The organism is Alkalihalobacterium sp. APHAB7, assembly GCF_048323755.1.
GTDB lineage: Bacteria > Bacillota > Bacilli > Bacillales > Bacillaceae_F > Alkalihalobacterium.
The window spans coordinates 24004-38395 of record NZ_JBLWFS010000022.1; the positions used below are offsets into that span (position 1 = coordinate 24004).

Here is a 14392-nt window from a genome sequence, read left to right on the forward strand (position 1 = left end):
GTAAAAATATGTTCGTTAACAAATTCAAGTGAAGAATATTCAAAAAAGTAGTTACATTTCACAAAAATATCTACTATAATTTAGTGAAACGAAACATAGATCTACATATCTATTAAATTGTATAATCATTCAGAAAATATATAAATATAGAATGAGGGATGTTAATTGAGTACGAAACTATTAGATCGATTAGAAGAGTTATACCCTGAAATGGTAGAGCTAAGAAGATACTTACACGAAAATCCTGAGCTTTCATTTGAAGAAGTAAAAACACCAATCATGATCGCTGAATACCTAGAAGAGTTAGGAATTGAAGTGAAACGTGGTGTTGGAGGCCGTGGGGTTGTCGGTTGGATTCGTGGTGGGAAACCGGGTAAAACGATTGCCGTTCGTGCCGATTTTGATGCATTACCGATTCAAGAAGAAACGGATGTGCCTTACCAATCAAAAATACCTGGGGTCATGCATGCATGTGGGCACGATGCGCACACGGCTACTTTAGTTGGAATTGCAAAAGCGTTATCGGAAAATCGTCACGAGCTTAGCGGGAATGTCGTTCTCATTCATCAATTCGCCGAAGAGTTATCACCTGGAGGAGCGAAGCCAATGATCGAAGACGGCTGTTTAGATGGAGTTGATGCGATCTTTGGTACTCATATTTGGTCAACGATGCCAGTTGGCGAAGTGTCGTATTGCTCAGGACCAGTAATGGCAGCAGCTGATGCGTTTGATATCGAAATTATTGGAAAAGGGGGTCACGGTGCCGCGCCACATGAGACAATCGACTCCATTGTCGTTGCCTCACAATTTGTAACGAGCATTCAACAAATTGTCAGCCGAAACATGGACCCGTTAAAATCAGCTGTCATTAGTGTCGGTTCCTTCCATGCTGGAAATGCGTTTAACGTAATCGCAGACAAAGTGAAGCTAAATGGAACGGTGCGAACATTTGATCCAGCAGTCCAAGATGAAATTATTGAGAAACTGGAGCGACATTTAAAAGGTGTTTGTGAGGCATCTGGAGCAACGTATAAATTTGAGTATCGAAAAGGGTACCCAGCCGTTGTCAATCATGAAGCGGAAACGAATCATCTGGCTCAAGTGGCGAAAACAATTGTCGGTGAAGAGAATGTTAAAAAAATGGCGCCAATGATGGGTGGAGAAGACTTTGCCTACTACCTACAGAAGGTACCAGGTACCTTTTTCTTTACGGGGGCAGGAAATGAGGCGGAAGGGATCGTCTACCCGCACCATCATCCGAAGTTTAATCTTGATGAAAAATCAATGCTGATTGCCGCGAAAGTTTTAACAAAAGCAGTGATCGAATATATGGAAGATGGAACAAACGGCAACGGAAGAGAAGAGGGAAGTACGAATGAAAGAGACGTTAAGCAGAAAACAACTTAAACTCTTAATGGAAGTGTCTAATGTATTAAACTCTTCATTAAACATCGTCGATACGATCGATTCCATTATGCGCGAAACGATCAACGCGATCGATGCAGCTGACGGTGGCGTCCTCTTCTTGTACGATGAAAAAGAAGAAGTACTCGTAGCAAAATCCGCGCAAGGATTTGAACAGAAGATTGTTGGTAATGTGAAGCTAAAGCCAGGAGAATCAATGACTGGCTTAGCTTTTCTTGCTAAAAATTGTCTTATTTTCCCTACACAAGAACAAGTGAGAAAAACGATTGCCTCGCTGAGTGGTGATAATTTTGCTCAACTGGAAAGTTCCATTCCTAATTTTCCTTATTCTGCGATATGTTCGCCGATTATTCGAAATGGTAAATCAATCGGTGTGATCACGTTAGATTGCTTTCATTCCGAACACCATTTCACTCAGGAAGATATTAATCTATTAGAAGCAATCTCGCATCAAGCAGCGGTTGCACTGGAAAAAGCCAATTTGTATCAAGAAAAAGAAACCCATTTAACGAAACTGCAAACGTTAAATGAAAAGATGACAGAACAAAACGAAGTACTGACAAGGTCAATCGATATTCATACAAGCTTAACGGATCTTGTTCTAAAAGGGGAAGGTCTTAACTCGATTATTCAATATATTTATGACAACATTGGATATGATGCGATTCTGTTGAATGAGTTTGGACAAGTCCTCGCGAGCACGGTCGAGTCTCCTTTTACATATGACCAGGTTTATCACATTTTAACTGTAGCTGAACAATCTAGAAAGAAGGTCATCGCTAGTCGACCTCTTAAAATGAACTGTTCGAACGGGAATGAATTGTCCGTATTTATTTTTCATATTGGGTCCGCCGAGCGAAATCTTGGGGTTTTAACGATCCTTGCTGACAGCCATATTAGTAAAATGATCATAGCTGCGCTCGGTCATGCATGTACCGTTATTTCATTGGAGATTTTAAAAAACCATGCGATATTTGATACTGAACAATCATTAAAAGGGGAATTTATCGACGAATTGCTATCGGATCGTCTCGATGACACCTTTTACCAACGAGCGAAGCATTTACGGTTAACCAATGATAGTCATTACAGTTCAGTTGTTTTTTCATTTGAAGAGTTAACGCCTACTGATAAGCGCGTGGTAAATTTGAAACGGCAGTTTGTTGATTTTATCCAACAATACATCTCACAACATTTTACGAACGGAATGGCGGTTTTAAGAGGAGATCAAGTTGTCGTTATTTTATCGTTCGAAGACCAAGTATCTAAAGCCGCGCGTGATTTTGCTCAAGGGGAACTGATTGCGTATGTAAAAAATCTCATCCTCTTTAAACATTGGAATGTTCAGATCATCACCGGAGTCGGAAGGTATTACGACAGTCTTGAAAAAGCGAAAAAAGCAATTAATGAAGCTTTGAAATGTATTCAATTCATTAAAAGTTACGGGCTAAAATTAGATGTGCTGAAATACAAAGACTTAGGCGTCCAACGTCTTTTATTGCAAAATTCTAAAGAAGAACTGCAGGATTATGTAAACGAAACGTTAGGGCCCTTACTTACATACGAGTCTACGAAACGAAGTGAACTATTAGAAACATTAATTCTATACCTCGACCATAATCAAAATTTAAAGCAAACGGCCGAAGCGATGCATGTCCATTTAAATACGTTATCCTACAGGCTGAAGCGAGCCGAGAAAATTCTCGATACCGACTTCTCGGACAGCCGCCAATTTCTTGATATACATATGGCATTGAATTTATATCAGTATTTGGATAGAGGGGAAAGGAAATCATAGAACTTTTTCGTTTAGCTGTTCAAATCTTATTTCATATCTATTCACTTTTTTGAAAATAAGATAAGTATAGTATGAAGATCGTGAGAAATAATAAGACTAAATAACTAGAGTGGATTGGAGTTTTGTTTTATGGGTTCTCACGAAAATATAAAATTCACCTCATCAGAAATGGCATCATTATGGAGTGCTTACATTAATCACACACATAGTATTTGTATGATAGAGTATTTTATAGCAAAAGCAGAAGACTCTGAGGTATTAAACGTTCTTAAGAATACTTATCAAAACATAGAACAGTCAAAAGAGACGTGCAAACAGCTTTTACATTCTGAACAAATCCCAATTCCAACTGCTTTTAGTAGCCAAGATGTTGATGTAAATGCACCAAGACTTTTTTCTGACTCTTTTTCTTTAATATACATAAAAAATTTATCAAGAGCGATGGTAGCCTCTTGTGGGTTAATGTTTACGATGTCCACTCGGAAAGATGTTAGAGATCATTTTGAGGACTGTTTATCCAAGGCAACTTCCGTATTTAATGAAGTCAGTGACTTGTTGTTAAAAAAAGGACTTTATACAAGACCGCCATTTATTGAACCACCGAAAAAAGCGGATTTTATTGAAGATAAAGACTATTTAAATGGAATGAATTTATTAAATGACCAACGCTTTTTAAATGCAGTTGAAATTTCACATGTTTTCGCAAATATTGAAGCCAATGTAATTGGTAATGCAATAACAAAAGGTTTTGGACAAACGGCAGATAAAAAAGAAGTGAGAGAATTCATGGAAAATGCAAGTCAGCTTTCAGGAAAAATAGTCAATTCACTAACGCAATTCCTAACAGGAAGTCAATTACCAGCACCCATGCCATCTGAAACTCAAGTTTTTAGTTCAACTCACCCTCCATTTTCGGATCGACTAATGATGTATGAGATCACTGTTTTATCAGGGGCGGGACTAGCTGATTATGCTACATCATTGTCTACAAGCATGAGAAATGATTTAAAGAAACACTACATGAACCTGATAAACGATACGATGAAGATAGCCAAAAAGGCTGAAAGTATAATGATCGAAAATCATTGGCTTGAACAGCCGCCGCAACAAGACAGAATCATATTTTAAAAATAGTTAGAGTTGAAGTAATTTGTGGATTCCTCCACTTGATTATTGATTTAACGGGTAGTGAAGCTATCTTAGTAATTAGATAGAGCATTAAGAAATGTTGAAGGTTGATGATGCAGGGTTCACGATAGCAGCAGATACGATTAATATGTGGAATAAGGGCCGATAAACTTTTATGGCACCGAGAGGCCCTTATTTCGTTCAAATCTAGTATTTCCGAAATGTTAGGGCACTGAGTGGACCTTATTTGGCAAATTCCATGTATGAAAGACGGGTTTTTCCGAGAATAAGAGCTTCTGAGGTCCCTAAACTCATGAAAATACTGTTTTTTTCACAAATAAGGGCCTCTGGAGTCCGCTTTTATGTAGTGCACAGCTTCAATCTCGCTTCCAACTATACTAATCAAGAAGGAATCCAGTGTTTACTTGTTCAACAGCATAGGAGACCGCTACAACCTCTACAACCTCTACAACCAGGTTTTCCCCCTGGATGCACACAGAAATGTCCGCCCCAATGTGTTCGGCAGGACGCCTCCACAACAGAAATATCATGATGTCCTCAACAGTATCACGCCCCACAACAACCAAACACTCAACTTCTAAACAATCTATCAACCTAACTTTCATCCTCCTGATCACCATCTTCATCCCAAATAGGTAATACAGACGAATATTTTATTTCTCTTAGCCCTAAGCTGGTTTGGATTTTCGTTATCCCCAGCTTATTTAATTTTCGAATAAACGTTTGCAAGTCTCTGCGGTCTTTATTGGCAACCTTTAATAGATAGTCATATTCTCCAGTTAAGCAATGACATTCTAACACCTCAGGCATTTGGCAAAAGGCTTCTTCTAAAAGATCCAATTTCTCAGCATGATGGATATTGGAACTAATAAAAACAAAGCATAGTAAATCAAAACCTAATTTCTCAGGATTTAAGATCGCCACTTGTCGACTGATATAGCCTTCCTGTTCTAACCGTTTAATTCTTGTGTGGACAGCTGGCGAAGACAAATTGACGCGTCTAGCGATTTCTGCATTGCTTACGTGTGCTTGTTTTTGCAGAATGTCTAAAATTTGAATGTCCACTTGATCGAGCACTTTACTAACGATCGATTCCATCAAAATTCCTCCTTTAAATTATTCCAAATTTAGCCGTTTATCATATGTGAAAACAGAAGAAATTAAACCAAACTACCTATTAAACTTTAAAATTTTTTAATTAAATTCTATTATACAAAAGATTATTTTGAATATGAACTATAAATGTTACAGTTATTAATATGAAAAGGCGAAATGAGTACAGGTGGGGGAGTTTGAGGTGCGGTATTTCTATTTTGGGTTATTACTTTTGACGAGTTTTTTATGGGCGGGAAATTTTATTGTAGGAAAGTGGCTTGTCGAGCATGCTTCCCCAATGACATTAACAACGCTACGGTGGCTTATCGCAGTTCTATGTTTATTTCCGATTGTATGGGGTGTGGAGAAGAAGATTTTACCTTCACGAAAGGCTGTGCTCCCATTACTATTAATGGGACTGACTGGAGTTGTGTTATTTAATGTTTTACAGTTTATGGCACTAGAGCATACGTCAGCGACAAATGTAGGGTTAATCTCCACCTTAATTGCGCTATCGATTGCCTTTTTTTCTTTTGTTTTTCTGAAAGAGAAAATAACTTTTTTTCAAGTAGCCGCGATGTTCATTTCCTTATTTGGTGTATTGCTCGTATTAACGAATGGTAATATTGAACAATTGTTTTCATTTCAATTTAATCTTGGGGATGCATTTATGATCGGAGCTGTTTGTATATGGGGAATTTATGTTGTCCTCAGTAAATGGGCGATGAATTACACATCACCGATGATGGCTACATTGTACTCTGGAATTTTCGGCCTGCTGATTTTATTCCCGTTTAACGTCTCTAATTTTACGGTGACAAATATTAATGCAACGTTTGTATATTCGATTTTATATACTGGTGCCATTTCAACCGTTGTTTGCATCGTTTTATGGAATATTGGTGTGAAAAATTTAGGAGCATCAACAGCCGGACTTTTTCTTAATTTCAACCCCGTTTTTACAGTAATTCTAGCTTTTCTTTTACTTGGAGAAAGAATGACCTTTATCCAAATCATCGGCAGTGCCATTGTGATTACTGGTTGTTACTTATTTACATATTTTAAAGAGAAGGGTTATTCATCTAGAAAACTAGTTCAAAATCCGATACAAGGAAAAGTTGGACGGGTAAGTTAGGTTCGTAAGGTTAACAATACCAAGTACAAGTCACCCTTTGTTCGATTTAGACCTTACCAACTACATAAACTGTGTTCACCTAAACCTAAACTTGGTATTCTTAAAGTACATCACACAGAAATTGGATGAGGATTGAATGGAGGAGTATAAGTGAAGTACAAAATGAAAAGAAAAGACCTAGCAACAAAAGAAGAGATTTGGAATGCAGTTATTACTGTAATGGCAGAATATAATTTTCCGACTGAAAATGAAGTTGCAAATGATATATACATGGTCTACACTTACTATTCCGAACTTGAAAGCGGTGGTCATGAAAGCTTACTTAATTGGTTTTCAGGGCATATTGAGGAAGTCGGAATTACGAATTACGTAAGGAACCTGACGAGTATCCTAGATAAAATCGGTGCTCACGATTACGCCAAAATTGAAAAAGAATATGGCGAGAAATTATGGAGCTTATTTCAGGCGTTAGAAAATGATGAAGCAGCAGAAGGTGATTTTTATCAAGTAATCGAAAAAGCAGATCAAGCGTATCAAAACCTTAATGGACAATTAGAGAAGTTATTAGAACATTATTTTGTTAAAGTTTATGAGAATATAATCGAAATAGTAGAATAGTTGTTATTTACGTAGCGTAACTTCATACAAAAACGGACAGCTTTTTAATTTAATTTAAAATAGAAGATAAGTAAAGTATTTGATAATAAAAGGACCACACCTATTAGTCCTATCTAACAAGTGTGGTCCTTCATTTAATTTTCTTCAACTAACTCTCCCCGTTAATAAAATATTAGGTGAGAATAACTATTCATTATTTTTATTTCTCTCTAATTCTTCTACTCTTTTCTGTAACTTTTTAACTTTTGAGTCAGCGTCAAAAGCAAATCCCATTGCTATTAGTGCTACGATAAAAGCTATTGTTTGCATTTATATCCGTTCTCCTCAATACTCATAATTTTTTCTTGTTAAATAAGTCTAAAGACTACGATTTTAAACAATTTAAACTATTTTTCTCTACTTCACGTTAGTTGAAGAATATTACTACACATCTTAGTTTAACATAAAATTCCATTAATTCCTTTGAATAGTTTAGGTGGAATATGTAGTTGATTAGTAATTAAATTAACAAGGATTAAAGCATTAATGAGCAAACAAAATCAAAGGGAACCTACAATTCGAGGTTCCCAAGACTTTATTGCATTATAATTAACACCATTTATTGATAGTTTACCAAATATTAACTAATTTTTTTAGTTCTCTGTTTATTCTCTTTAATAATATTTTGTTCTAACGCTAATGTACGCGCTACTTTCGGTGCTAACCAAATCATCGGTAATAGAATGAGTGAAACGGGAACTGCCGTTACAACGATAAAGGATTGCAATGCACCGATACTACCTTCACCGATGGCTAAGAGGATTACGGCAACGGCCCCCATGACAACAGCCCAAAATACACGCAGGCTCCTTGATGGGTTATCACTTCCTGTAATAGCCATAGAAATCGTATACGACATCGAATCGGTAGTTGTTGCTACAAAGACGATCGTTACTAATAAGAACGCAGCTGCCATTAATGTCCCCAAAGGAAGTTGTTGCGTTATGGCGATCATCGCGGCAGGCATTCCTCCAGAAGTTAACGCATCTGAAACTGAACCAGGCTTAAGTAATTCATAGTAAATCCCTGAGCCGCCTACAACTGTAAACCAGAAGTTAGTTACAATCGGTGCGATAATAGCTACTGCTAGAAATAACTCACGCAGTGTTCGACCACGAGAAATACGACTGATGAAGATCGCCATCATTGGACCATATCCGATAAACCATCCCCAGAAGAAAACAGTCCAATAAGCTAACCAATCACTATCCCCACGATACAAACTAATCTCCAAGAAACTATGCATATAAGTTCCCATCGTGCCAATGAAGGCATCAAAGATAAAAGCGCCGGGCCCAAGAAGGATTACGGTAACAATTAAAAGTAAAGTAAAAAGAACATTAAAGCGGCTTAACAACTGGATTCCTTTATGGATTCCAGTAACAGCAGATATTGAAGCGATCGTAATTAATCCAATAATAATCAATAGTTGCGTTACATAAACATTTGGAATGCCAAACAGACTTTCTAAACCGTAGGCTGCTTGTAAGCCAAGAAATCCAATCGGTCCGATTGTTCCCGCAGCTACAGCAATAATGGCAAAAGAATCGACTAATGTTCCTAGAACACTTTTTTCCTTTATTTTTTCGCCAAAGATCGGATAAAGAAGAGTTCTAGGTTTTAACGGCATGCCTCGATGATAATGTCCGTACATCATCACGACTGCACTTAATGTACCTAAGATTGCCCAAGCTAGAAATCCCCAATCCATAAAGGACTGAGACAAGGCAGGAATGATTGCCTGTTCGGTTGCAGCTTCTACGCCATCAAACATAGGTGGAACCGTTAAGAAGTGATACATCGGTTCAGCAGCGGCCCAAAACACGCCACCACCGGCTAATAACGTACACATTATAATAGAAATCCATTTAAATGTACTCATTTCTGGCTTTTCTTTATTTCCTAATTGAATGTTCCCGTATTTGGAGACGGCCATTCCAATCGCGACAACAAACGTGGCAAGCATGAGAACTTGCCAAAACGCTCCAAAGTATTGAACAGACAAATTAAATGAACTGTTCACTAAATGACCTACAAGGTCTTCGTTAATGATCGATGTTAACACAAATAAAACGAGCAACCCGCCACTAATCAGTAATACGGGCCAGTCAAGATTACTATTTTGTTTCACAAATATCCTCCTAAAATTTTCGTTATTGAAAATATGTTATTTGTCTTTGAAAAGACGTAAGCTGAAATCATACCATTCCTATTTGTGAGTTGCTATCCGCAAAATAAGCGATATCTAGGGAGTGTGCATCTTGTATATAGATATATAGTAAAAATGACAGGAAATAAGGAGAATTACTAGATAATGATCTAGAATAGTTCCGATTTTAATAAATTAAAAATTTGAAATAATGAGAGGTTAGTACTTGAAACATACACTTGAAGAGTAATACTATTCCTGCCAGCACAAGTAAAACATGAAAAGTAAACAGCCGTTAGATTGAAATAGAATAGGAATTCATTCTAGTTTATGATATAATAATAGATCTAAGTGTAAAAATTTCTCACCAGCTTTAAGGTGTTGTAAAATAGTAAAGTCACCACATGACGGTTTTAAAGTGTGGTTTTTTCATATGTAAAATTTTTTTATTAAAGTTGCTATACTGCTTACTTTAGAAATCTAGCATGTAAATTTATGAAACTGATAAAATAAAAAAAAGATAGAAGCGAATGGGAAAGGATAAGTGGTGGAGAGAGATGGAATTAAAAAACAACGAAGAACTAAATTCAAATCGTAGTTCCTTTAGAGAAACCATGAGACAACTCGTTGAGCATAAATATTTTCAACCGATCGTAATTGGTATTATCCTTTTAAACGGTCTTATCATTGTGACTGAGACTTATTTGACTGGAAACAGCGTATTACTAGCGTTAGATAAAATTATTGTTTGGGTGTTTGTGGTCGAATTGTTCATGAAAATGATGGGGCTCGGCTTCAAAGGCTATTTTCGAGATCGTTGGAATATCTTTGATTTTATAATCGTTATCGGAAGTCTAGTCTTCTATTCAACGCCTTTTGTCAGCGTTTTACGTCTGATCCGAGTGTTACGTTTAATCCGGATGATCCCAGCGATTCCAGCCTTACGAAAAATCATTGACTCATTATTGAAGTCCGTCCCAGCGTTAACAGGGATCTTAGGCTTATCGATCCTGTTATTTTCTATTTATGCGATCATTGGGACAACCTTCTTTAGTGACGTTCTTCCGTATGAGTTTTTCGGAAGCTTCCATACAGCGCTGTTCACGTTAATGCAAGTCGTAACGTTTGAGTCGTGGGCGAGTCAAGTTGCCCGACCGATCATTAATGAAGTGCCGTGGGCTTGGGTATACTTTGTATCATTCATCATTATCGGAGCATTAGTCATCTTGAACCTTGTCGTCGCTGTAATCTTAAGCTATTTAGGCCAAGACGACGATGCAAAACGTGAGGAACAGATGACTCGATTATTTAAAGAAAATCAAGAGCTGAAGACTGATATTGAGGAAATTAAACAATTGCTTATTAATCAAAACAATAAAATCAATCAATAGATATAAAAAGCTAAAGTCAGCGGTTTGTGAGACTTTAGCTTTTTTTGTTTATCGATCGATGCATACGACTAATACTGTGATCAGCACCTTTATCTTGTAAGGTCGTACCGATATCCATTGTATACGCCATCACTTGCTGATCTCCTGTTAGTTCCTGTGGTTCTTCCTTAAGAATTTCCTCCTCGTCTATTTAAACCTCTTCGACTACAGCTGTTTTCTCTTCTGCACGTTTTGTTGGTCTGTATCAGGTAAAAGAATTTTGATTAACGAAATAGGACTATAGACTTACACCTCGTGATAATAGTCATAAAAAAAGTCATAATTTTACCAAAAAAACGGAATTCAATTCAATATTTAGATATAATATGTCACAAAAGTACTAATCGGTTTGCAAAACTCCAGGAATGCTAGATGTTATACCTCATAACGTCAAATCCATAATGTTAACGTGACTGGATTTCATTTGTTACGGTTGAATGCGTTCACTTAGCAAGCGTTACAATAGATGAAAGGAAGTGTAAGCTTTGAGTACAATAGAACGAACCATTGTCCATGGGATTACAGGAGAGGAAATTACCTTTGTTGAATGCTGTCACGAAACGAATGATGAGTACTTATTTATTCGTGTCAAACTCCCGCCTGAGGGTGAAGGGCCACCTCTTCATTATCATTTAGCATTTGAAGAAATGTTTGAAGTAGAGGAAGGGGAATTAACAGTTACGGTTCGGGACAAAGAAATGAAATTAACGCCACGCGATCAAGTGACCATACCAGTAGGTGTTAACCATCGTTTTACTAATTCTTCGAATGAACCGGTGACGTTTACTGTTAGGTTAACTCCTGGCCATCAATTTGAAGAATCGATGCGGATTGGTTATGGTTTAATTGAGGACGGAAAGGTCAACGAAAAAGGAATGCCTAAAAATATAATTCATACAGCCTTAATCTTAAAAATGCAAGATACGTATATTTGTGAAATCCCAAAACCTGTGCAATATCTATTATTTAATAACTTAGCGAATTTAGGCAGGTGGCTTGGAGTAGAGAAGGCGTTAATGAAAAAATATCTACCAGAATACTTACAAGCCAAATAGTTTTTCTGATTATAACAATATGGTGCAGAGATGTGAATCACTGCATCTTTTTATATGGATAAGAACCTTAATGTTGTTGAGTCATACAGATCTAGGTCTCGTTTTGATTTTTTATGGTAAGGTATATATTGAACAACGGAAAAAGGAAGTATCTAGAAAAAAGTATGATTATACCTAATCGCATTATTCATCTATACCTTTGTTTTTGGATGATCTTAATACGAGTTACGGAACCGAATCAGACTTTCAAATTGATTAACAATTTTTTAAACTAGTGAAAACAGGCTTTTTTTACTAGTTTTTATGTATAATATAAAAGTTAAGGAAATTACCAAATGTACTTTTTAGGATTGGATATTAATCATGAAAACATTATTTAGGCGAAAATTTAAACTGACTACATTGCTAATTAGTCTTATTACTACATCTTTTCTATTAACCAGTGTTATCTTATTGTTTGCATCTTATCAGTCCGAGAAGCGGTCATTGATAGATACCTATTTATCTTTAAATTATTCAAAGTCAGAGAAAATAAGCAGTTCTGTTGACTCGCTGTTTAAGTCAATGAAGATTAACTTGCAAGAGATCAGCTACTTTCTTTCAACTAACCCTCAGATGACAGACGAAGAGATTCAAGAATTTCTTGAACTTTTAAAGAAAAGCAGTAGATATTTTAATTCACTCGCATGGGTAGATGAAACAGGTGTCATTCAAAATATAGCACCTATCAGTGTTGGGTTAAAAGGGGAAGCGGTTACAGGCATGACGAAAGAGGTAGTTGATACGAAAGTACCTATGTTAACACCTCCTTATATCGCACCGTCAGGACGAATGTTAGTATTATTGAGTGAACCTTTCTTTGATAGTGAAGGAAATTACAAAGGCATTATTGGGGGAACGGTCTATCTGCAAGAACCGAACGTTCTAAATGAAATTCTAGGGAACGACTTTATCGATAGTAATGGATCTTATTACTATGTCGTTGGACCAGAAGGAAAGTTACTATTTCATCCTGACGTTAATCGCATTGGAGACGATGTGAGGGAAAATACAGTAGTTTCTAAGTTATTACAAGGAAAAAGCGGCAAGGAGCAGGTTGTCAATACGAAAGGTGTCCCTATGTATGCCGCTTACAACTATATTCCTGAAATAAGTTGGGGAGTCGTCCAACAAACACCTGTTTCTTTTGTTAATGAATTATTAAAAAATCACATTCAAAATTTGATCTATACTGTACTATTCCCTTTTATTGTAATATTGGTAATATCTTTAATTTTTGCTAGAAAACTTGCTAAACCATTTATTGAGTTGGCCGACATCGTCAACCAACTTGGTTCTGAAAAAGACGTACAGGTATCTGTTCCTGAATCTCATTGGAATCGAGAAGCAGACCTTTTAACTCAAAGTGTAAAAATGGCTATAGAAGCCGTTCAACAAAATAATAAAAAACTTGTGGAAGAAGCCATGACAGACACACTTACTGACTTACCAAATCGACGAAAGTTTAATGAAGTTATGACGAGATTGGTGAATGACGGACAACCCTTTTCACTAGTGTTAATTGATATTGATCATTTTAAATCAATCAATGATACTTATGGACATCTACAAGGGGATGAAGTTTTAAAATACTTATCGAACACGGTTCAAGCTCTTATTCGTAAACAAGATCATTTCTTTCGATTTGGAGGAGAAGAGTTTGTTTTATTACTTCCGAGTACTACTTCAAAGGAAGCTCTTATCGTTGCAGAAAAAGTTCGAACTAAACTGGAGAATACAAACACACCTGTAGGAATACCAATTACTGTTTCTTTGGGGATATCAGAATTCCCATTCCACACAAATTCGTTGGATGATTTGTTTTTATTTGCAGATAAAGCTTTATATCAATCAAAATCTAGTGGTAGAAACAGGACAATGATTTGGTCACCGAATGACGAATTGCGTAATAGTGTCTGAAGAGTGGGTTGCATTGCATTAAGTAAAGAGAAGAGACAAGAAAAACACCTATCCGTATGTGTGATAGGTGTTTTGTATGCGTTATATACCAACTAATCATACGTAAAAAGCTTATAAAACCGAAAAATTAATTCTTGGCTCGGATTGAATGATCAGTTTCCCGTCTTTTTCTTCGAGTGCCAAGCGATAAATGTTCGGGGTACCTGAAATAGTAATGTCGACGACGGGCTGTGCGTTATGGTTTTGGGCAGTCCTAATCCTGTATTTTAAATAAGCATGTGTTCCGTTTCGAACGCGGCGACGAATTTTTTGATGTTTTTCTTCACAGAACAAGGCTTCATGTAAGTTTTCATTAGTTAATTCTTGTCCAATTAACGATGCTAATCGTTCGTGAATATCAGATTTTTTTATCATTCCTATATTTCCTTTCATTTATATAGATCTCATTATTACCAACAAGAACGGTTGGAGGTTCTTACTTCTAGGCTGTTTTCGTAAACTTTGTTGCTTTTGGACCGTTTTTTGAAAATAAAATAGCCT

General features: G+C 36.6%; 12 protein-coding genes. 8 read left to right on the forward strand and 4 right to left on the reverse strand.

Features of this window, described 5'->3' with window-relative positions:
- The first annotated feature begins 165 nt into the window (after positions 1-165).
- From ACNSTQ_RS17580 to ACNSTQ_RS17590, 3 genes are all read left to right on the forward strand, one after another.
- Positions 166-1407 (forward strand): M20 family metallopeptidase, encoded by a 1242-nt coding sequence (locus ACNSTQ_RS17580; protein WP_418201115.1) that lies wholly within the window; start codon positions 166-168, stop codon positions 1405-1407.
- Positions 1376-3223: a helix-turn-helix domain-containing protein gene (locus ACNSTQ_RS17585; RefSeq protein ID WP_418201116.1), complete on the forward strand. Its 1848-nt coding sequence runs from the start codon at positions 1376-1378 to the stop codon at positions 3221-3223. Before ACNSTQ_RS17580 ends, ACNSTQ_RS17585 begins: the two co-directional genes overlap by 32 nt.
- Positions 3224-3352: 129 nt before the next feature.
- Positions 3353-4351: a DUF3231 family protein gene (locus ACNSTQ_RS17590; RefSeq protein WP_418201117.1), complete on the forward strand. Its 999-nt coding sequence runs from the start codon at positions 3353-3355 to the stop codon at positions 4349-4351.
- 615 nt (positions 4352-4966) lie between these two features.
- Here the strand turns inward: ACNSTQ_RS17590 and ACNSTQ_RS17595 are convergent.
- Positions 4967-5470, reverse strand: coding sequence for an Lrp/AsnC family transcriptional regulator (locus ACNSTQ_RS17595; RefSeq protein WP_418201118.1), 504 nt, complete (start codon positions 5468-5470; stop codon positions 4967-4969).
- Positions 5471-5654: 184 nt separating this feature from the next.
- Here ACNSTQ_RS17595 and ACNSTQ_RS17600 point away from each other — a divergent pair, with 184 nt between their 5' ends.
- Positions 5655-6602, forward strand: a complete 948-nt coding sequence (locus tag ACNSTQ_RS17600) for a DMT family transporter (protein WP_418201119.1) — start codon at positions 5655-5657, stop codon at positions 6600-6602.
- Between the two features lie 150 nt (positions 6603-6752).
- Positions 6753-7220 carry a DMP19 family protein gene (locus ACNSTQ_RS17605; protein WP_418201120.1) on the forward strand — a complete coding sequence of 156 codons (468 nt, stop codon included), beginning with the start codon at positions 6753-6755 and terminating at the stop codon, positions 7218-7220.
- A 186-nt stretch (positions 7221-7406) separates the two neighbouring features.
- Here the strand turns inward: ACNSTQ_RS17605 and ACNSTQ_RS17610 are convergent, their stop codons facing one another.
- Complete coding sequence (locus ACNSTQ_RS17610) at positions 7407-7529, reverse strand: hypothetical protein (protein ID WP_418201121.1); 123 nt, start codon at positions 7527-7529, stop codon at positions 7407-7409.
- A 310-nt stretch (positions 7530-7839) separates the two neighbouring features.
- A complete protein-coding gene (locus ACNSTQ_RS17615) occupies positions 7840-9390 on the reverse strand; it encodes a BCCT family transporter (protein ID WP_418201122.1) in 1551 nt (516 codons plus the stop codon).
- Between the two features lie 575 nt (positions 9391-9965).
- On the opposite strand from ACNSTQ_RS17615, the gene ACNSTQ_RS17620 reads away from it, so the two are divergent.
- From ACNSTQ_RS17620 to ACNSTQ_RS17630, 3 genes are all read left to right on the forward strand, one after another.
- Positions 9966-10799 carry an ion transporter gene (locus ACNSTQ_RS17620; protein WP_418201123.1) on the forward strand — a complete coding sequence of 278 codons (834 nt, stop codon included), beginning with the start codon at positions 9966-9968 and terminating at the stop codon, positions 10797-10799.
- Between the two features lie 524 nt (positions 10800-11323).
- Complete coding sequence (locus ACNSTQ_RS17625) at positions 11324-11893, forward strand: cupin domain-containing protein (protein ID WP_418201124.1); 570 nt, start codon at positions 11324-11326, stop codon at positions 11891-11893.
- A 363-nt stretch (positions 11894-12256) separates the two neighbouring features.
- The gene (locus ACNSTQ_RS17630; RefSeq protein ID WP_418201125.1) at positions 12257-13852 is read left to right on the forward strand and encodes a diguanylate cyclase; all 1596 of its coding nucleotides are present in this window, start codon (positions 12257-12259) and stop codon (positions 13850-13852) included.
- A 111-nt stretch (positions 13853-13963) separates the two neighbouring features.
- On the opposite strand, the gene ACNSTQ_RS17635 is transcribed toward ACNSTQ_RS17630, so the two are convergent.
- Positions 13964-14266: a hypothetical protein gene (locus ACNSTQ_RS17635; protein ID WP_418201126.1), complete on the reverse strand. Its 303-nt coding sequence runs from the start codon at positions 14264-14266 to the stop codon at positions 13964-13966.
- Positions 14267-14392 lie beyond the last annotated feature (126 nt).

Bases quoted from the DNA above. Each gene is read 5' to 3' on its own strand.
- ACNSTQ_RS17585 (WP_418201116.1), top strand. From the start codon at position 1,376: ATGAAAGAGACGTTAAGCAGAAAACAACTTAAACTCTTAATGGAAGTG.
- ACNSTQ_RS17590 (WP_418201117.1), top strand. From the start codon at position 3,353: ATGGGTTCTCACGAAAATATAAAATTCACCTCATCAGAAATGGCATCA.
- ACNSTQ_RS17595 (WP_418201118.1), bottom strand. From the start codon at position 5,470: ATGGAATCGATCGTTAGTAAAGTGCTCGATCAAGTGGACATTCAAATT.
- ACNSTQ_RS17610 (WP_418201121.1), bottom strand. From the start codon at position 7,529: ATGCAAACAATAGCTTTTATCGTAGCACTAATAGCAATGGGATTTGCT.
- ACNSTQ_RS17620 (WP_418201123.1), top strand. From the start codon at position 9,966: ATGGAATTAAAAAACAACGAAGAACTAAATTCAAATCGTAGTTCCTTT.
- ACNSTQ_RS17630 (WP_418201125.1), top strand. From the start codon at position 12,257: ATGAAAACATTATTTAGGCGAAAATTTAAACTGACTACATTGCTAATT.
- ACNSTQ_RS17635 (WP_418201126.1), bottom strand. From the start codon at position 14,266: ATGATAAAAAAATCTGATATTCACGAACGATTAGCATCGTTAATTGGA.